Source organism: Bradyrhizobium sp. BRP56 (assembly GCF_020194035.1).
GTDB lineage: Bacteria > Pseudomonadota > Alphaproteobacteria > Rhizobiales > Xanthobacteraceae > Bradyrhizobium > Bradyrhizobium australafricanum.
The window spans coordinates 1-17,771 of sequence record NZ_JADYVV010000071.1 but is presented as its reverse complement, the minus strand read 5'-3'; the positions used below and the strand labels follow the sequence as shown (position 1 = coordinate 17,771).

Sequence of the window (17,771 nt, the reverse complement as noted above, 5' to 3'; positions counted from 1 at the left end):
CGATTCAAATCATGGTGCGTTTTGTTGCTGGGACAAGAATGCGCAACAGTCGTGCCGGCGGCGCCGCCTCAGCTGTCCACCTTGAGCGCGGCGATGAAGGCTTCCTGCGGGATGTCGACCTTGCCGAACTGCCGCATCTTCTTCTTGCCTTCCTTCTGCTTCTCCAGAAGCTTGCGCTTGCGCGTGATGTCGCCGCCGTAGCACTTCGCGGTGACGTCCTTGCGCAGCGCGCGGACGGTTTCGCGCGCGATCACCTTGCCGCCGATCGCCGCCTGGATCGGGATCTGGAACATGTGCGGCGGAATCAGCTCCTTCATCTTCTCGACCATGGCGCGGCCGCGGCCTTCGGCGCGGGTGCGATGCACCAGCATCGACAGCGCGTCGACCGGCTCGGCGTTGACCAGGATCTGCATCTTGACCAGATCGGCCGGCTTGTAGTCGGTCAGATGATAGTCGAACGAGGCGTAGCCCTTGGAGACCGACTTCAGGCGATCGTAGAAGTCGAACACCACCTCGTTGAGCGGCAGGTCGTATTTCACCATCGCGCGGGAGCCGACATAAGTGAGCTCCTTCTGCGAGCCGCGGCGGTCCTGGCACAGCTTCAAGACGCTGCCGAGATATTCGTCGGGCGTGAGGATCGTCGCCTCGATCCACGGCTCCTCGATCTCGGCGATCTTGACCACGTCGGGCATGTCGACCGGATTGTGGATCTCGAGCTCGGTGCCGTCGGTCAGCTTCATCTTGTAGATCACGCTTGGCGCGGTCGCGATCAGATTGAGGTCGAATTCGCGCGACAGCCGCTCCTGGATGATTTCCAGATGCAGCAGGCCGAGGAAGCCGCAGCGGAAGCCGAAGCCGAGCGCGGCGGAGGTTTCCATCTCGTAGGAGAAGCTTGCGTCGTTGAGCCGCAGCTTGCCCATCGCCGCACGCAGCGTTTCGAAGTCGTTGGCATCGACCGGGAACAGGCCGCAGAACACGACCGGAATCGCCGGCTTGAAGCCCGGCAGCATCTCGCTGATCGGCTTCTTGTCATCGGTGATGGTGTCGCCGACGCGGGTGTCGGCGACTTCCTTGATCGCCGCGGTGATGAAGCCGATCTCGCCTGGGCCGAGCTCCTCGACCTGCTCCATCTTCGGCGTGAAGAAGCCGACGCGCTCGATGTCGTAGGCCGCGCCGGTGCCCATCATGCGGATGCGGCTCCCCTTCTTCATCACGCCGTCGACGACGCGGATCAAGACGACCACGCCGAGATAGACGTCGTACCAGCTGTCGACCAGCAGCGCCTTCAGGGTCGCGTCGCGGTCGCCCTTCGGCGGCGGCAGGCGGGTCACGATGGCTTCCAGCACATCGGGCACGCCGACGCCGGTCTTGGCCGAGATCATCACGGCGTCGGACGCATCGATGCCGATCACGTCCTCGATCTGCTGCTTGACCTTCTCGGGCTCGGCTGCCGGCAGGTCGACCTTGTTCAGGACCGGCACGATCTCGTGATTGTTGTCGAGCGCCTGATAGACATTGGCGAGGGTCTGCGCCTCGACGCCCTGGCTGGCGTCGACCACGAGCAGGGAACCCTCGCAGGCCGCCAGCGACCGCGAGACCTCGTAGGCGAAGTCGACATGGCCGGGCGTGTCCATCAGGTTGAAGATGTAATCCTTGCCGTCCTTGGCGCGGTAGTTCAGCCGGACGGTCTGCGCCTTGATGGTGATGCCGCGCTCGCGCTCGATATCCATCGAATCGAGCACCTGCTCCTTGCCCGCCATTTCACGATCCGACAGGCCGCCGGTCATCTGGATCAGGCGGTCGGCAAGGGTCGATTTGCCATGGTCGATATGGGCGACGATGGAGAAGTTGCGGATGTTCGAAATCGGGGCAGTTGTCATGGGCGCGGGATAGCATCCGCACCCCCGCGCGGGCAACCAAATTGCGGTATTTTGCAGCGGTGTGACGGCGAATCACGGCGGCGATTCCGGCAGGGTTGCCGTGACCGATTCCCGGGCATGTTCCTGCCAGGTCCGGCGGCCCGAAAATCGTCTTTCGCGTCGCCGACACCGGGCGGATGAGCATGCACGGCTACGCCGCCGCCATCGACCTCAACCTGAAAGTTCGGGATGACCGGCTGTGGGCCGGCAAAGGCAAGACCATCCCCTGCAACAACTGGATGCCGCGCGAGATCGTCGACATCTTCGTGCGTCACGGCTTCATCTGGGGCGGCAAATGGTGTCACTGCGATACCATCCATTTCGAGCACCGGCCGGACTTCCCCGAAAGTGAATCCGCTGGCTGGAGGCGTTCTCACGCCAAGCTGATTTCACTGGCCACAAAAACGCGCTAAAGCGCGCTGAAATGCGGATGAGCACTCATCGCGCTTCCGCTTCCATTAGGGCATGATCCTTCCGGGAAACCGCTTTCCACTTTTCCGGGCATGCCTCAGGCACAGGCCATGTCGACCGCCTCCACGCTCCCCGCCGCCCGGCGCACCAACCGCAAGCTGACGATCCGGCGGATCGCCGCCTGGATCACCTCGCGCGCCACCGATCCCAGCACCAGCCTGTGGTTCGTGATCGGCTTTGCGCTGGTTCATGCGGTGCTGTGGACGCTGATCCTGGTCAAGCTCAAGGCCGCGCAGGACATCCATATGGATGTTGCGGAAGCCTATGCCTGGGGCCAGCGCTTCCTGCTCGGCTATGGCAAGCACCCGCCGCTGTCGGGCTGGATCGCCGGGGTCTGGTTCAGGATCTTTCCCGTCACCAACTGGTCGACCTATGCGCTTGCGATGACGACGGTCAGCTTCGCGCTGGTGGTGTGCTGGCTGATCGCGCTGCGCGTCGTCGATCGCCGCCGCGCGTTCTTCATGGTGGTGATGCTCGCGCTCTACCCGATCTTCAATTTCAAGGGCTTCAAATACAATGCCGATCTCGCGCAGCTGGTGCCGCTGCCGCTGCTGGTGCTGGCCTATCTGAACGCGTTCGAGAAGCGCAGCTTCAAATCGGGTCTCTGGCTCGGCTTTGCCGGCATGCTGGCGCTGATGACCAAGTACTGGGTGGTGACGATGATCGGCGCCGTCGGGCTGGCCGCGCTGATCCATCCGCAACGGACGCAATTCCTGCGCTCGCCGGCGCCATGGGTTGCGATCGGCACGATGGCGGTGGCGATGATTCCGCATCTGGTGTGGCTGGAGGAGGTGGACTTCGTGCCGTTCACCTATGCCGGTGACGTCTACGCACTGTCGAGCCGCGCACTCAACGTCCAGCTCGTGATCGGCTATGTCGTGCACAATGTCGGGCTGCTCGCGATTCCCGTCGTGCTGGGTTTGGTGGCGCTGCTGCTGGGCTCGGTGCCGTGGCGGCCGTCGGACGTGCTGGCGCGGATCTGGTCGCGCGGACCCAATCCCGCCGTCAACCTTCCGCAGGCGCTCAACGTCTGGATCATCCAGCTGATCGTCGCGATCGGGCCGCCGCTCGGCGCGCTGGCGTTCACCGTCTATATCAAGACCGATTGGGGCATCCCGTTGTTCTTCCTGGTGCCGCTTGCGCTGGTTGCGGTCCCCTCGCTTCGCTTCCCGCGCATGGCGCTGTTCTCGATTACCGCGATCTGGTTCGTGGCCACGGTCGTCACGCTGATCGCCGCGCCCAGCATCGCCACGCAGGAGATCGCGTCCAACCATATCGGTGGCTCGACCTATGCCGCGCGCTCTGAGCTCGCGCGCGAACTCACCCAGACCTGGCAGGACAGATTCCGTTCGCGCTGGGCCGTGGTCGTCGCGCGGTCCGATATCGGCGAGCCGATGACGTTCTACAGTCCGGATCATCCGGCATCGCTGGTGCCGGGCGAAGCCTGGTCGTCGGGGCTGACCTCGCTCGACGAAGCCAAGCGCCTCGGCTTCATCGGCGTCTGCGACACCACCGATCCGGTGTTCCTGAAGCCCTGCGAGGCGTGGATGGCGGAGCACGCCAAGGATGCCGAGCCGCTGGTGATGACCACCATGCGCTTCTTCAACGGCCATCCCGGTCCGTCGACGGTCTGGAAGGTCTATCTGGTGCCGCCGGCGAAGTAGCTTTCGCTCCCTCGCCCCGCGCTTTGCGGGGAGAGGGTTGGGGTGAGGGGCTTCACCGCGATGGCAGTCTATCGATAGACCTGTACCCCCTCACCCGGATCGCATCGTTCGATGCGATCCGACCTCTCCCCGCAAGCGGGGCGAGGTGAGAGGTGACTGCCTTACGTGCCTTCCTCGTTGAACTTGCCGGCGACGAGTTCGGCGATGGCGTCGAGCGCCTGCTGCGCATCGTCGCCCTTCGCGGAGACCACGACCGTGGTGCCGGGTCCGGCAGCGAGCATCATCAAGCCCATGATCGAGGTGCCGCCGACCGTCTCGGTGCCGCGGGTGACCCAGATCTCGGCGTTGAAGCGCTCGACCAGCTGGACGAACTTGGCCGATGCCCGCGCATGCAGGCCGCGCTTGTTGACGATCAGGAGTTCACGGGAAATGGCGCCCGCTGGCACGCCCGGGCCGACCTGATTTCCGCCCGGGGCCTCGTCGCTCATTTGCCTGCGAGAACGCGGCTGGCGATGGTGACGTATTTGCGGCCGGCTTCCTGGGCCATCGCGATCGCGTCGGGCAGCGAACGCTCCTCGCGAACCTTGGCAAGCTTGACCAGCATGGGAAGATTGATGCCTGCGAGCACTTCCACCTTCGGGCGGCTCATGCAGGAGATCGCAAGGTTGGACGGCGTGCCGCCAAACATGTCGGTGAGGATCGCAACGCCGTCGCCGCTATCGACGCGGTTCACCGCCTCGATGATGTCGCTTCGACAGAGATCGGAATCGTCCTCGGCCCCGATCGTAATCGCTTCAATTTGTTTCTGCGGACCCATGACGTGTTCGAGCGCCGCTCTGAACTCGTCGGCAAGGCGCCCATGGGTCACCAGCACTAGACCAATCATTGGAAACTCCTCGCGGGCGCCCTTTGGTGCACCGCACGAACGCGCCACTTTGACCATCCAGAGGCCCTACGCAAGAGGGCATCTTGGCTAGTCTCCCGGTTCCTGGCGGTAGAGAGGGGAGGCTGCGCCGGCACAATCCGACGCGATAGTGGATGTGATATGGTTACCAATTCCCTTCCCACAATTGGCCGCAAGATTACGGGAACATGAACTTTCAGGTTGTCGTCAGCGCGGCGACAACCAGCGGCAGGGGTTGGAAGCCAGTGCCGACGGGAATTCGCGGTAACAAAACACCATTAAGGCGAATCGTGAGCGTCTCCGGTGGCGGCAGCCGCTCGGCGTCGTCAGCGGCGAGGTCGACGATCAAGCCGACCACGGCTTCACTTGCGAACGGACAATGGCGGATTCCGAGGCCTCGGATCTCGATCAGGCCAGCCAATTGCTGGACCGGACGAACCCACAATTGTTCGCCGGCTGTGTCGAGATGGACACGGTCATCCCCCACCAAAATGGCCGGCGGAAGCGCTCCGGTGCGCCCGGCGAGAATCAGGTCGAAGGCCAGACGCGACTTGCCGGCGCCCGACGGGCCGCGGATCAGCACCGCACGCTCGCCGACCAGAACGGCGGATGCGTGCACGCTTGAATTGTCGCTCATAGTGTCGGCAGCCTGACCACGAAGCGTGCGCCGGCGATGGTGGGCTTGCCGTCTGCGTCCGCAGGGCCAGCGCGGTTCTCAGCCCAGATGCGTCCGCCATGTGCTTCGATGATCTGCTTGGAGATCGAAAGCCCAAGGCCGGAGTTCTGGCCAAACCCCTGATGCGGCCGGTCGGTGTAGAAGCGCTCGAAAATCCGCTCCAGCGCGTCCTCGCCGATGCCGGGCCCGTCATCGTCGACCACGATCTCGACCTCGCCGCGGCTGCGGCGGCAGACGATGCGCACCTTGTCGCCCGGCTTGGAGAATGATTGCGCGTTCGACAGCAGGTTCGAGATCACCTGGCCGAGCCGTGAATCATGGCCGGGCACCGACAGCGTATCGGTCGGTCCGCGGCCCTCGAAGCGGGCTTCGACGGCGACGTCGTGGCCGAGCCTGGTCTCGTTGGCGACGCCGGTCAGCGTCGTCAGCAGCCGCCGCAGATCGACCGGCGCCATGTCCTGGCGCTGCAATTCGGCATCGAGCCGGCTGGCGTCGGAGATGTCGGAGATCAGGCGGTCGAGCCGCCTGACGTCATGCTCGATCACGGCGAGCAGCCGCGCGCGGCTGTTGTCGTTGCGCGCCAAAGGCAGCGTCTCGACCGCCGAGCGCAGCGAGGTCAGCGGGTTCTTCAACTCATGGGCGACGTCGGCGGCGAACATCTCGATCGCCTCGATGCGGCTGTACAGCGCGTTGGTCATGTCGCGCAGCGCGCCGGAGAGATGGCCGATCTCGTCGCGGCGCCCGGTGAAGTCGGGAATCTCGACGCGGGTCTGGATGCGGTGACGGACGCGCTCGGCGCCGTCGGCGAGCCGCCGCACCGGGCCCGCGATCGTGCTCGCCAGCAACAGCGACAGCATGATCATGACGGCGGAGGCGACGCCGCCGATCTTGAGGATGGCGAGGCGCTCGGACATCACCAGCTGGTCGATGTCGTCGCCCTGGGTGGTCAGCATCAACGCGCCGCGCACGGCGCGGAAATGCTGCACCGGGACGGCAACCGACACGATGATCGCGCCGCGCTCGGTGACGCGCACGGCGCTGCCCTTCATGCCCTCGAGCGATTGCGCGACTTCGGAATAACCCTTGCCGCCTTCGGGACCGAGCTCGCGATAGATCGGCAGGTCGCCGCGGTTGAGCCAGGTCTTGATCGTGGCCTTGGTCTTTTCATAGAGCGACGGCTTCTCCGACGGCGGCGGCAGCTCCATGCGCAGCACGTCGCCGCGCGCGAACAGATTGCGGCTGTCGAGGATCAGGCCGCCATCGCGGTCGAAGATGCGGGCCCGCGTCTTGGTCGGCGCGATCAGGCGGCGCAGGACCGGCGCGACCCGCTCGGGATTGATCGGGAAATCCGCCGATTCATCCGGCTGGCCATAACTTTCGCCGGGCTTGAGGTCGAGCAGGCGATCGGGATCGATCGTGACGGTATTGCCTTCGACGGTGGCCGAGGCCGCGATCGCCTCCGAGATGATCTCGGCATAGACTTGGAGGCTCTGCGTGCGCGCCTCGATCAGGCCAGCGCGGAATTGCGAGAGATAGAGGATGCTGGCGACCAGCGCGACGAGGCCGGCAAGGTTGAGCGAGACGATGCGGCGCGTCAGGCTCGAGAACGACAGCGCGAAGAAGAACTGACCGGCGCGGCGCAGCCAGCCGAGCGGACGGCGCCAGCCCTTGTCCTGCGCCACGTCTTCGGCAACGGCGTCCTGATCGAGGAGCTGTGACGCGTCCTCGGTGTTCAGGCCTTGCTCGAGCTGCGTTCGATCAAGCACTGGCAAAGCTGCCGGTTGGTATGGATGTCGTCCCGCGAAGCAATCGTTCGCCCGAGCTTACCCCAGCCGTGCGGAGCCTGTCAGTTAACAAGCCGCCCGGGAAGCGCAGATCAGGCTTCCTTGAAGCGATAGCCGACGCCGTACAGCGTCTCGATCATCTCGAAGTCGTCGTCGACCACCTTGAACTTCTTGCGCAGCCGCTTGATGTGGCTGTCGATGGTGCGGTCGTCGACATAGACCTGGTCGTCATAGGCCGCGTCCATCAGCGCGTTGCGGCTCTTCACGACGCCGGGGCGGGTGGCGAGCGCCTGCAGGATCAGGAATTCGGTCACGGTGAGGGTCACCGGCTCGTTCTTCCAGGTGCAGGTGTGGCGCTCCGGATCCATCCGCAGCAGGCCGCGGTCGAGCGCGCGGGCGTCCGGCTCCTTCGGCGCGGCGGTCGGATCTTTCGGCTGGCCGCGGCGGAGCACGGCCTTGACCCGTTCGACCAGCAGGCGCTGCGAGAACGGCTTGCGGATGAAATCGTCGGCGCCCATTTTCAGGCCGAACAATTCGTCGATCTCCTCATCCTTCGAGGTGAGGAAGATCACCGGCAGGTCGGACTTCTGGCGCAGCCGGCGCAGCGTTTCCATGCCGTCCATGCGCGGCATCTTGATATCGAGGATCGCAAGATCGGGCGGCGACGTGCGAAAGCCATCCAGCGCCGACGCACCGTCCGTGTAGGTCATGATGCGATAGCCTTCGGCTTCGAGCGCGATCGAAACCGAAGTGAGAATGTTGCGGTCGTCGTCGACCAGGGCGATTGTGGGCATGTGCTGCTTTCACAATGAGAGTGGCTTAGACGGCGGGCACTCTGGCGACGCGCCGTAGAATTGGGCTTCGAACGCGGTCAACGAGCAATGCAAGCTGGGCTGAAGTGTGACCGAGTTCCGCAAAAATCCGCTTCTGCGACCCACGCGATGGGTCCCCATATAGCACCCTTAGACCATGAGAAAAGGCCCTTTTTTCATAGGGAACCCGCCCGATTCGCCCATAAAATGACCCGATAGGCCCATGCAACCGACCGCCGACTTCGATCCTGCCCACCTTGCCCGCTCGCTGCTCCGCCGCAGCCGCCAGGGCGCCCTCGCTACGTTGATGGCCGGCACCGGCGATCCCTATTGCTCGCTGGTCAATCTGGCCAGCCATCCCGACGGCTCGCCGATCCTGCTGATTTCCCGGCTGGCGCTGCATACCAAGAACATCCTGGCCGACAGCCGGGTGTCGCTGATGCTGGACGAGCGCGCCGAGGGCGATCCGCTGGAGGGCGCCCGGATCATGCTGGCGGGTAAGGCGGAAGAGGTCGCGGAGGCCGGGCGGGAGCTCGTCCGCCGGCGCTATCTCGCTGCCCATCCGTCAGCGGAAGCCTTTGTGGAATTTAAGGATTTTTCGTTCTTCCGGATCAAGCCAAGCGGTGCCCATCTGGTTGCCGGGTTCGGCCGCATCGTGGACCTCAAGCCCGCGCAATTCCTGACTGATCTCGGGGGAGCCGGCGGGCTGCTCGAAGCTGAGCCCGGCGCGGTGGCGCATATGAACGAGGATCACCGCGAGGCCATGAATCTTTACGCGACGCGGCTGCTCGGCGCGGAAAGTGCCGAATGGCTCTGCACCGGCTGCGACCCCGACGGCATGGACATGCAGGCCGGCCGCGACACGCTGCGGCTGGATTTCCCCGAGCGCGTCACCACCGGCACCGAGCTGCGCAAGATGCTGGTGCGGCTCGCCGGCGAGGCGCGCGCCAAGGGATAGCAAGGAATAGGAAGCGACAGGAGCAAGCCGCCTGTCCGCACGGCGGTGCTGCGGCCGTGGCGAGGCATGGTGTCGCATGGCTGCGGCGGCGCGATTGCGCAGTCCGGATTTGACAGCGCGATCATTTCGCACGGGCTTGTCATGTCTCGCCCGTTGGCTCGATCTGCGTGCAAGAATGTCTGGCGCGGCTGCATCGGAAAATCAGCCGGATCGCGATGTCGACCGCGATGACGCGCGCGTGCGACCACGCTGATTGCGTTATCATCGATCGCGGGTCAGCGATCGCCTCGCCGCCGAACGCTACGCGTTGCGGAACGTTCACCGCAGTTGAGCGTTGAACCAATCGGGCTTCGACGAAGGTGTGTTGAGCGCAATCGAAACTGCTCATCAGCAGCTTCTCACTTGCAGCTCAATGCCGATCCGGTGGTGCCGCGTGCAACACGATCGTGGTCATGCTCGGCTCTGCAGCGCTGCGTCAACGCGCGGCGGCTCATCTCAACGATACATCCTCAGCGCGAAATGCATACCCGGCATTCTCCGCGCCGTTCGCCTCGATCGGCGAACGCGCCGCCCGCCGGCTGGCACTTTTTGTGCATCGCAAAGCTCCGTGCGCGGCGGGAAAGGCGATGAAACGTCGCCCGACTGCCGGCAAAACAACGAGAAAACGAAAGCAAGACGAAAGGGTTTCGCGCTGCGGTATTTGCGCCAGATGATGGGCCTGCCTTGGAATCAGCCAAAAGCCGTTCGATTGGCTTGGCAAGCTTGGCGATCCCCACTATTAGGTCGCCGGACCGAAGCCGAGAGGCTATATTCTGATCACGGTCACCGCGGCGAGGGCGCGATTGGCGACATTCGCGCGAACAAGGATACGCGGGTTCGAGGAGGTTCTTCGTGCAAGAGACGGGCGTACATAACGGTGCCTTCGGCGCCGACAAATTCGGCTTAAAAAATCTCAAGGGCGTGCATTGGAATTATGGCGCACCTCAGCTTTACGAGCATTCGCTGCGTAATGGCGAAGCGGTGCTGTCGGCCGATGGCGCGCTTTGCGCGGACACCGGCGTGTTCACTGGCCGCAGTCCGAAGGACAAGTTCACGGTCCGCGACGATCTCACCGACAAGAACATGTGGTGGGCCGGCAACCAGTCGATCACCTCGGAGCAGTTCGCCGCGCTTCATGCCGACTTCCTCAAGCATGCCGAAGGCATGACGCTGTTCGCGCAGGATCTCTATGGCGGCGCCGATCCGAAGCATCGCATCAAGACCCGCGTCTTCACCGAGCTTGCCTGGCACTCGCTGTTCATCCGCACGCTGCTCATTCGTCCCGAGGCGTCGGAGCTCGCGAGCTTCGTGCCCGAACTGACGATCATCGACCTGCCGAGCTTCCGCGCCGATCCGAAGCGTCACGGCTGCAAGTCGGAGAACGTCGTCGCGATCGATTTCGCCCGCAAGATCGTCCTGATCGGCGGCTCACAATATGCCGGCGAGATGAAGAAGAGCGTGTTCACCACGCTGAACTATTACCTGCCCGAGAAGGGCGTGATGCCGATGCACTGCTCGGCCAATGTCGGCTCCGACGGCGACACCGCGATCTTCTTCGGCCTGTCCGGCACCGGCAAGACCACGCTCTCGGCCGATCCCAAGCGCACGCTGATCGGCGATGACGAGCATGGCTGGAGCGAGGACGGCGTCTTCAATTTCGAAGGCGGCTGCTACGCCAAATGCATCAAGCTGTCGGGCGAAGCCGAGCCGGAAATCTACGCCGCCAGCAAGCGCTTCGGCGCGGTGCTGGAAAACGTCGTGCTCGGCGCCAATGATCGCGTGCCCGATTTCGACGACGGCTCGAAGACCGAGAACACCCGCTCGGCCTATCCGCTCGATTTCATCCCGAACGCTTCGCGCACCGGCTGTGCGCCGCATCCGAAGAACGTCGTGATGCTCGCGGCCGACGCCTTCGGCGTGATGCCGCCGATCGCCAAGCTGACGCCGGCGCAGGCGATGTATCACTTCCTGTCCGGCTACACCGCGAAGGTCGCCGGCACCGAGCGCGGGCTCGGCAACGAGCCGCAGCCGGAATTCTCCACCTGCTTCGGTTCGCCGTTCCTGCCGCGCGATCCGTCGGTCTACGGCAACATGCTGCGCGAGCTGATCGCCAAGCACAATGTCGATTGCTGGCTGGTCAACACCGGCTGGACCGGCGGCAAGTACGGCACCGGCCGCCGCATGCCGATCAAGGTGACCCGCGCGCTGCTCACCGCGGCGCTGAACGGCTCGCTCCGCAACGCCGACTTCCGCACCGACAAGTATTTCGGCTTCGCGGTGCCGACCTCGCTGCCGGGCGTCGAGCCGCACATCCTCGACCCGATCAAGACCTGGGCCGACAAGGTCGAGTTCGACAAGACCGCGCGTGCGCTGGTCGGCATGTTCCAGAAGAACTTCGCCAAGTTCGAAGCGCAGGTCGACGCCGAAGTCCGCGCCGCCGCACCGGAAGTGAAGCTGGCGGCGGAGTAAGCCGCGCAAGCGATACGCGATTTGAAAAGGCGGCCCGCGTGGCCGCCTTTTTGTTTTGATGCCTGGCGAGCGCGCGCGACTGCTAATTCCGTCACCCTGAGGAGCGCGCGCGTCTCGAAGGGTCGACGGCCACGAGCCGGGCCGTGCATCCTTCGAGGCTCGCCCAGCGGCGCAATTGCGCCGCAAGGCTCGCACCTCCAGCGACAAAGGCGAAGCCGTTGCGCGGGGATGACGGGGTTAGAGCGGAGCGTCCTCCGCTACTCCCCCATCTCCGGCAGCACCGCGTTGCTCGGCGTCTGCCGGTCGGTGATCTGCAGGCCGAACAGGCTGCCGATCAATTCGACGGCGACGCGCGCGGTGCGGCCGCGCTCGTCGAGGAAGGGATTGAGCTCGACGATGTCGAGCGAGCGCACCAGCCCGGAATCGTGCAGCAACTCCATGATGAGATGGGCTTCGCGATAGGTCGCGCCGCCGGGCACCGTGGTGCCGACGCCGGGCGCCACCGCCGGATCGAGGAAGTCGACATCGAACGAGACATGCAGCACGCCGTTCTTCGCCCTGACGCGTTCGATGACGCGGCGCGTGAGCACGGCGACGCCGAACTCGTCGATCTGGCGCATGTCCGCGATCGACACGTTGCGCTGCCGCAGCAGCTTGCGCTCCAGCGGATCGACCGAACGCGTGCCGATCAGGTCGAGCTGATCGGGCGGGATCGAGGCCCGCGGCAGCCCGCCGAGCAGATCGTCGAGACCGGGCTCGCCGCACAGGAACGCGGCCGACATGCCGTGCATGTTGCCGGTGATGGTGGTGGCCGGCGTGTTGTAGTCGGCATGCGCGTCGACCCACAACGCAAACAGCGGCCGGCCCTTTTCCTGCCAGTAGCGCGCGACGCCGTTGATCGACCCCATCGACAGCGAGTGATCGCCGCCCATGAAGATCGGGATCGCGCCGGAATGCGCCAGCCAATAGGCGCGTTCGGAGAGCGCGCGGGTCCAGGTCTTCACCTCGTCATAGAACCTGGTGTTGGCCGGCACCGGGCCGTCGGCGACGACGGCGGGGATCGCAAGGTTGCCGTGATCATCGACCTGGAAGTCGAGCTGCTCGAGCAGGCGCGCGATGCCCGCGGTGCGCAGCGCATCCGGTCCCATCAGCGGGCCGGCCTGCGACGCGCCGATCTCGATGGGAACGCCAAGCAGGGCGATGCGCGAGGGCTTTGAAGTGTCGGCTTCGGACATGCAGCAGTGCTCCCATGCCAATGTTCCCTCAACCCTTGAAATAGGCAATGCGGTCGTAACAGACCAATGTGGATATTTGGCTACGCCTTGAAATAAGCGATCTGCGTCGTGGTCGCGAGCAGCCGGCCGGACGGCGACCACAATTCGCCGTGCTGGTCGCCGTAGCTCTTGTGGAAGATCTTGGCGTCGGCGGTGGCGAGCACGCGGGTGGTATCCTCCGCATCCAGGTCGGCCGCGTCGGCGTGGAAATAGGTGGTCAGCGACACGGTGCCGAACGGCACCAGCTCGTGCCTTGCGTGGAAGACGCGGCCGAAGAACGCGTCCGACATCGACATCAGCGACAGTGCATCGAGCTTGCGCGGTACACGGTCGGCGATCCAGAGCTTTGAATAGGGGCTCGACGGCTGCTTCGCGCCGCCGCCGCCGGCGAATTTCGGCTCGCCCTCGGCGAAGCGGAAATCGTACTGGTTGGCCCAGGTCATCTTGAGCTTCGGAAAGGAGCGCAGCTGTTCGAACGGCACGGCGCCCGGAAATTCGGCCGGTTGGTGCGACCAGGACGGCCGGCGCTCGGCGAACACGGCGGTTGCCAGCGTCGCGACCTCGCCGCCGCCCTGCGTCATCTCGACCGACCAGTGCTGGCTCGAGCGGTTGGCCTTGACCAGGCGGACATCGAGATCGAACGCGCCCTCGGCGACCGGCGCGCAGTAGTTGACCGTCAGCGCCAGCGGATCGCCCGCGCGCTGCGGGTGCTGCATCAGCGCGCGCAGGATCGTCGCGGCGGTGCAGCCGCCGAACGGGCCGACGAACGCCCAGTAATCCGGGCTGGTCCGTCCCTGCCAGCGGCTGTCGCCGGCGGTCACGGCGGTTGCTTCATCGAAAAGGTGCGGGGTCTTGGTGAGCATGCAGATCTTTCAATATCGACTGGCGCTTCCGTCATCGCCAAGAGGACTGACGGGCAATGACGAGCAATGACGTCCGTCATGCAATATCGCGAGCTATTGCGCTGATTTCAATGACGTCGGGCGTAATCGATTTCCGCGTCCCGGGATTAGCCCTTCGCCTCGCGCTGGGCGCCGAGCTGCGGCGAGGCGCCCGGATGCACCGGCACGTGCCAGATGTCCTCGGCATATTCGCGGATGGTGCGGTCGGAGGAGAACCAGGCCATGCGCGCCACGTTGAGGATCGAGGCGCGGGTCCAGGCCGGCGCTACCATCCAGCGGGCGTCGATGCCGCGCTGCGCGTCGTAGTAGGAATCGAAATCGGCCGAGACCATGTAGTGGTCGAGGTAGCGCAGCGCGTGCCCGATCGATGCGAAGCGTGCGGGATCGCCGGGCGAGAACTCGCCGCTCTCGATGGCGCGGATCGCGCGCTCCAGCCGTGGCGATTTGCGGATCGCGTCGCTGGCGTCCAATCCCTGCTTGCGGCGGACCATGACGTCGCCGGCCTCGAGGCCGAAGATCGCGATGTTCTCCTCGCCGACATTGTCGCGGATCTCGATATTGGCGCCGTCGAGCGTGCCGATCGTCAGTGCGCCGTTCAGTGCGAGCTTCATGTTGCCGGTGCCGGACGCCTCCATGCCGGCGGTCGAGATCTGCTCGGAGAGATCGGCGGCCGGAATGATCACCTCGGCGAGGCTGACATTGTAGTCGGCGAGAAAGGCGACCTTCAGCCTGCCGCCGAGCGAAGCGTCGTTGTTGACGATTTCGGCGACGTCGTTGATCAGCTTGATGATCAGCTTGGCGTAGCGGTAGCTCGCCGCCGCCTTGCCGGCGAAGATTTTCACGCGCGGCACCCAGTCGCGCCGCGGATCGTCCTTCATCGCGTGATACAGCGCGATCGTCTCCAGGATGTTGAGCAGCTGCCGCTTGTATTCGTGGATGCGCTTGATCTGCACGTCGAACAGCGCCGAGGGATCGACCTGGATGCCGTTGCGCTCGCGGATCAGTCGCGCCAGCGCCAGCTTGTTGTGATGCTTGACGTCGCGGAAGCGCTTCTGGAATTCCAGATCACTCGAATGGGTCTCGAGGCGCTCGAGCAGCGAGAAGTCGTCGAGCACGGCCTCGCCGCAGGTTTCGCGCAGCAGCGCGGTCAGCCGCGGGTTGGCCAGCATCAGCCAGCGGCGGAAGGTGATGCCGTTGGTCTTGTTGGTGATGCGCGACGGATAGAGATGGTGGAGGTCGTGGAACACGGTCTCCTTCATCAGGTCGGAATGCATCGCGGAGACGCCGTTGATGCGGTGCGAGCCGACGAACGCGAGCTGGCCCATCCGCACGCGGCGGCCGCTGCGCTCGTCGATCAGCGAGACCGAGGCGCGATATTCGATGTCGCCGGGGAAGCGTTCCTCGGCGAGCGCGAGATGGGCCACGTTGATGCGGTAGATGATCTCGAGATGCCGCGGCAGCAGCCGCTCGAACAGTTCGACCGGCCAGGTCTCGAGCGCCTCGGGCAGCAGCGTGTGGTTGGTGTAGGACAGCGTCGCGACCGTGATCTTCCAGGCCTCGTCCCAGCGGAAATTGTGCAGGTCGACCAGGATGCGCATCAGCTCGGTGACCGCAAGGCTCGGATGGGTGTCGTTGAGCTGCACCGCTGCCTTCTGCGCGAGGTTGCGCAGGCCGCCGTCGGAGGCGAGATGCCGCTTCACGAGATCCTGCAACGAGGCCGAGACGAAGAAATATTCCTGGCGAAGCCGGAGCTCGCGGCCCGCCGCGCTCTCGTCGTTCGGATAGAGGAATTTGCAGATCGCTTCCGCGCGGGCCTGCTCGGCGCTGGCCGAGACGTAGTCGCCGGTGTTGAAGACGTCGAGCTCGAGCGGGTCGGGCGCATGCGCCGACCACAGGCGGAGCGCGTTGACGTGCTGGCCGCGCCAGCCGACGATCGGCGTGTCGTAGGCCATGGCCTCGACGGTTTCCGCCGGGTGCCAGGTGGCGCGGTCGCGGCCGCGATCGTCGACATGCTCGACATGGCCGCCGAAGTGAACGTTGTACACCACCTCCGGCCGCTGGAATTCCCAGGGATTGCCGAAGGCGAGCCACTCGTCGGGATATTCCTGCTGCCAGCCATGGTTCATGATCTGGCGGAACAGCCCGAAATCGTAGCGGATGCCGTAGCCGGTCGCGGGGATCGCCAGCGTCGCCATGCTCTCCATGAAGCAGGCCGCAAGCCGGCCGAGGCCGCCATTGCCGAGCGCCGCATCCGGCTCGCATTTGCGCAGGTCCGAAAGATCGACGCCGAGGTCGCCGAGCGCCGCCTCGAACAGCGGCAGCAGTCCCATATTGTTGAGCGCGTCGGTGAACAGGCGCCCGATCAGGAACTCGAGCGAGAGATAATAGACGCGCTTGGCGCCGGCGTCGTAGCTCTGCTTCTCGGCCGTCAGCCAGTGGTGCACGATGCGGTCGCGCAGCGTCAGCGCCGCGGCCTTGTACCAGTCGCGTCGGGTCGCAACGGTGGCGTCCTTGCCGATCGCAAGCCGGAGCTTGGCCAGGATCGCGCTCTTGATCTCGGTCAGCGCCAGCTCGTCGATCGGCTGGTTCAATGCCGGGTAGTTTGTCTGTTCCTGCAACGCGCCCAATCCCTGCCGTTCAAACCGGAACACGACGCGATGACCCGCATCATGTCCTCATCTCATTGGTCGAGCATGGTTCCCCCGGAAATCCCGGTTCCGCGGCCTTCCGATCACGCTCCGGCGCAATGATACCCGCCTTGCATGGCAATCGAAACCGTCAGGGACGATGCCATACACAGCGCTGCCGTGATTTTATGCAAGGACCGGGCCGCTTCGGGAACCTTCCGGACCAGCCGTCATGGGTGCTACGATGGCGCTGCAGAAGCCGGGATTTCGCGACAATTGACCGGAGGATGCGTGATGAGACTCTTGATCGAGATCGCGGCCGCGGCGTTGCTCGTGGTGTGCATCACGGCGACCAGCGCAGCCGATGCAGCGGGCAGACCGGGCCGCAGCGCCGACGGCCTGAGTTGCGGCTTCAGCGTGGCGCAGAACGCATCGCCCGCCGCGCGCTGTACCGCCATCAAGCGGCAATGCGGCGGCAAGTTCTACGCAAATGCCTGCGGCGACAAGCTGCTCTCGGCAGCGAATTGAGCGGCCGCGCAACGCGCTTTCACGCTCAATCGGGACACCGTGGTGATACGGATTTCCAAGCCTTAACGGAGCCTTTACAAACACAGCTGTCGCCCGTGGGGCGGGCACATTTTTCAGCTCCGACGCATTTCATTCCGAAGCCATTTTCAACGGGCCGCTGACCTGGTCAGCGGCCCGAATTGCTTTGCGGGCAGCATATGCGTGAGCGAGCGATGATGCTCGCTCGCGCCATATCGTCGTCCTGGCGAAAGCCAGGACCCATTACCCCAATAGTCAGATGAGGCCCGACAGGTCGTTCCAATCCGGATTTTCCGCTTCGATCAGCTTGATCTTCCAATCGCGCTTCCAGAACTTCAGTTGCTTCTCGCGTGCGATCGCTTCTTGCGGCGTGGCGAATTCCTCGACATGGACGAGGCGGAAGACCTGATATTTGTACACAAACTTGGAGCCTCGGCCCGAACGATGCAGTTCGAGCCGCGGGCGAATATCGTTCGTAACGCCGATATAGATCGTGCCGTGATGCCGGCTTGCGAGGATGTAGACGTAGTAGCTGCTTGCAGCGCTCATGGTTTGGCCCAATCTCGCGAGATGTCGGCCTATTGGGGGTAATGGGTTCCCCTGAGTTCACAAACGAAGTGCAACACTTCCTTGAGGAGGTGTTGCCATGGGGCGGACTTACAAGCAGCTCTCTCTGGACGACCGATGCGAGATTGCCTGCCTATCGGCCAATGGCAGCTCGGTCCG

Annotated in this window: 16 protein-coding genes; 5 read left to right on the top strand and 11 right to left on the bottom strand. The window is 64.5% G+C overall.

The genetic code is table 11. The annotated features are described in order from the left end of the window. Positions 1-68: 68 nt before the first annotated feature. On the bottom strand, positions 69-1,880 hold the full coding sequence (lepA, locus tag I6F38_RS35160) for a translation elongation factor 4 (RefSeq protein ID WP_057019506.1): 1,812 nt from the start codon (positions 1,878-1,880) through the stop codon (positions 69-71). Between the two features lie 176 nt (positions 1,881-2,056). Between lepA and I6F38_RS35155 the strand changes: the two genes are divergently transcribed. Together I6F38_RS35155 and I6F38_RS35150 are read left to right on the top strand one after the other, a co-directional pair. Next, the gene (locus tag I6F38_RS35155) at positions 2,057-2,332 is read left to right on the top strand and encodes a M15 family metallopeptidase (protein ID WP_225163653.1); all 276 of its coding nucleotides are present in this window, start codon (positions 2,057-2,059) and stop codon (positions 2,330-2,332) included. 108 nt (positions 2,333-2,440) lie between these two features. Then, a complete protein-coding gene (locus tag I6F38_RS35150; protein ID WP_225163652.1) occupies positions 2,441-4,054 on the top strand; it encodes a glycosyltransferase family 39 protein in 1,614 nt (537 codons plus the stop codon). Positions 4,055-4,215: 161 nt separating this feature from the next. Here I6F38_RS35150 and I6F38_RS35145 read toward each other — a convergent pair whose 3' ends face one another. From I6F38_RS35145 to I6F38_RS35125, 5 genes are all read right to left on the bottom strand, one after another. Then, on the bottom strand, positions 4,216-4,542 hold the full coding sequence (locus I6F38_RS35145) for an HPr family phosphocarrier protein (protein WP_225163651.1): 327 nt from the start codon (positions 4,540-4,542) through the stop codon (positions 4,216-4,218). Next, positions 4,539-4,940 (bottom strand): PTS sugar transporter subunit IIA, encoded by a 402-nt coding sequence (locus tag I6F38_RS35140; protein ID WP_021076632.1) that lies wholly within the window; start codon positions 4,938-4,940, stop codon positions 4,539-4,541. The genes I6F38_RS35145 and I6F38_RS35140 overlap by 4 nt, the downstream gene beginning before the upstream one ends. A gap of 214 nt (positions 4,941-5,154) precedes the next feature. Continuing rightward, entirely contained in the window at positions 5,155-5,595 is a 441-nt protein-coding gene (locus I6F38_RS35135) for an HPr kinase/phosphatase C-terminal domain-containing protein (protein WP_225163650.1), read from the bottom strand. Then, complete coding sequence (locus tag I6F38_RS35130; protein WP_346657161.1) at positions 5,592-7,400, bottom strand: sensor histidine kinase; 1,809 nt, start codon at positions 7,398-7,400, stop codon at positions 5,592-5,594. The genes I6F38_RS35135 and I6F38_RS35130 overlap by 4 nt, the downstream gene beginning before the upstream one ends. Positions 7,401-7,510: 110 nt before the next feature. Next, positions 7,511-8,212: a response regulator transcription factor gene (locus I6F38_RS35125; RefSeq protein WP_016843287.1), complete on the bottom strand. Its 702-nt coding sequence runs from the start codon at positions 8,210-8,212 to the stop codon at positions 7,511-7,513. A 241-nt stretch (positions 8,213-8,453) separates the two neighbouring features. On the opposite strand from I6F38_RS35125, the gene I6F38_RS35120 reads away from it, so the two are divergent. Continuing rightward, positions 8,454-9,188, top strand: a complete 735-nt coding sequence (locus I6F38_RS35120) for a DUF2470 domain-containing protein (protein ID WP_225163649.1) — start codon at positions 8,454-8,456, stop codon at positions 9,186-9,188. 139 nt (positions 9,189-9,327) lie between these two features. Here the strand turns inward: I6F38_RS35120 and I6F38_RS35115 are convergent, their stop codons facing one another. Beyond that, a complete protein-coding gene (locus tag I6F38_RS35115) occupies positions 9,328-9,576 on the bottom strand; it encodes a hypothetical protein (RefSeq protein ID WP_225163648.1) in 249 nt (82 codons plus the stop codon). A 503-nt stretch (positions 9,577-10,079) separates the two neighbouring features. On the opposite strand from I6F38_RS35115, the gene I6F38_RS35110 reads away from it, so the two are divergent. Further along, entirely contained in the window at positions 10,080-11,696 is a 1,617-nt protein-coding gene (locus I6F38_RS35110) for a phosphoenolpyruvate carboxykinase (protein ID WP_168858356.1), read from the top strand. 257 nt (positions 11,697-11,953) lie between these two features. On the opposite strand, the gene rocF is transcribed toward I6F38_RS35110, so the two are convergent. The 3 genes from rocF to I6F38_RS35095 all read right to left on the bottom strand — a co-directional run bounded on the left by rocF (position 11,954) and on the right by I6F38_RS35095 (position 16,490). After that, on the bottom strand, positions 11,954-12,931 hold the full coding sequence (gene rocF, locus I6F38_RS35105; RefSeq protein WP_076831116.1) for an arginase: 978 nt from the start codon (positions 12,929-12,931) through the stop codon (positions 11,954-11,956). 80 nt (positions 12,932-13,011) lie between these two features. Further along, positions 13,012-13,833, bottom strand: coding sequence for a thioesterase family protein (locus I6F38_RS35100; RefSeq protein WP_225163647.1), 822 nt, complete (start codon positions 13,831-13,833; stop codon positions 13,012-13,014). 146 nt (positions 13,834-13,979) lie between these two features. Next, positions 13,980-16,490: a glycogen/starch/alpha-glucan phosphorylase gene (locus I6F38_RS35095; protein ID WP_225163646.1), complete on the bottom strand. Its 2,511-nt coding sequence runs from the start codon at positions 16,488-16,490 to the stop codon at positions 13,980-13,982. A 303-nt stretch (positions 16,491-16,793) separates the two neighbouring features. Here I6F38_RS35095 and I6F38_RS44300 point away from each other — a divergent pair, with 303 nt between their 5' ends. Further along, positions 16,794-17,027, top strand: coding sequence for a hypothetical protein (locus tag I6F38_RS44300; protein ID WP_283067298.1), 234 nt, complete (start codon positions 16,794-16,796; stop codon positions 17,025-17,027). A gap of 273 nt (positions 17,028-17,300) precedes the next feature. Here I6F38_RS44300 and I6F38_RS35085 read toward each other — a convergent pair whose 3' ends face one another. After that, positions 17,301-17,594 carry a GIY-YIG nuclease family protein gene (locus tag I6F38_RS35085; protein WP_225163644.1) on the bottom strand — a complete coding sequence of 98 codons (294 nt, stop codon included), beginning with the start codon at positions 17,592-17,594 and terminating at the stop codon, positions 17,301-17,303. Between the last annotated feature and the right edge of the window lie 177 nt (positions 17,595-17,771).

Coding starts and splice junctions, on each gene's coding strand:
- lepA (WP_057019506.1), bottom strand. CDS start 1,880: ATGACAACTGCCCCGATTTCGAACATCCGCAACTTCTCCATCGTCGCC.
- I6F38_RS35155 (WP_225163653.1), top strand. CDS start 2,057: ATGAGCATGCACGGCTACGCCGCCGCCATCGACCTCAACCTGAAAGTT.
- I6F38_RS35150 (WP_225163652.1), top strand. CDS start 2,441: ATGTCGACCGCCTCCACGCTCCCCGCCGCCCGGCGCACCAACCGCAAG.
- I6F38_RS35145 (WP_225163651.1), bottom strand. CDS start 4,542: ATGAGCGACGAGGCCCCGGGCGGAAATCAGGTCGGCCCGGGCGTGCCA.
- I6F38_RS35140 (WP_021076632.1), bottom strand. CDS start 4,940: ATGATTGGTCTAGTGCTGGTGACCCATGGGCGCCTTGCCGACGAGTTC.
- I6F38_RS35135 (WP_225163650.1), bottom strand. CDS start 5,595: ATGAGCGACAATTCAAGCGTGCACGCATCCGCCGTTCTGGTCGGCGAG.
- I6F38_RS35125 (WP_016843287.1), bottom strand. CDS start 8,212: ATGCCCACAATCGCCCTGGTCGACGACGACCGCAACATTCTCACTTCG.
- I6F38_RS35120 (WP_225163649.1), top strand. CDS start 8,454: ATGCAACCGACCGCCGACTTCGATCCTGCCCACCTTGCCCGCTCGCTG.
- I6F38_RS35115 (WP_225163648.1), bottom strand. CDS start 9,576: ATGAGCAGTTTCGATTGCGCTCAACACACCTTCGTCGAAGCCCGATTG.
- rocF (WP_076831116.1), bottom strand. CDS start 12,931: ATGTCCGAAGCCGACACTTCAAAGCCCTCGCGCATCGCCCTGCTTGGC.
- I6F38_RS35100 (WP_225163647.1), bottom strand. CDS start 13,833: ATGCTCACCAAGACCCCGCACCTTTTCGATGAAGCAACCGCCGTGACC.
- I6F38_RS44300 (WP_283067298.1), top strand. CDS start 16,794: ATGAGACTCTTGATCGAGATCGCGGCCGCGGCGTTGCTCGTGGTGTGC.
- I6F38_RS35085 (WP_225163644.1), bottom strand. CDS start 17,594: ATGAGCGCTGCAAGCAGCTACTACGTCTACATCCTCGCAAGCCGGCAT.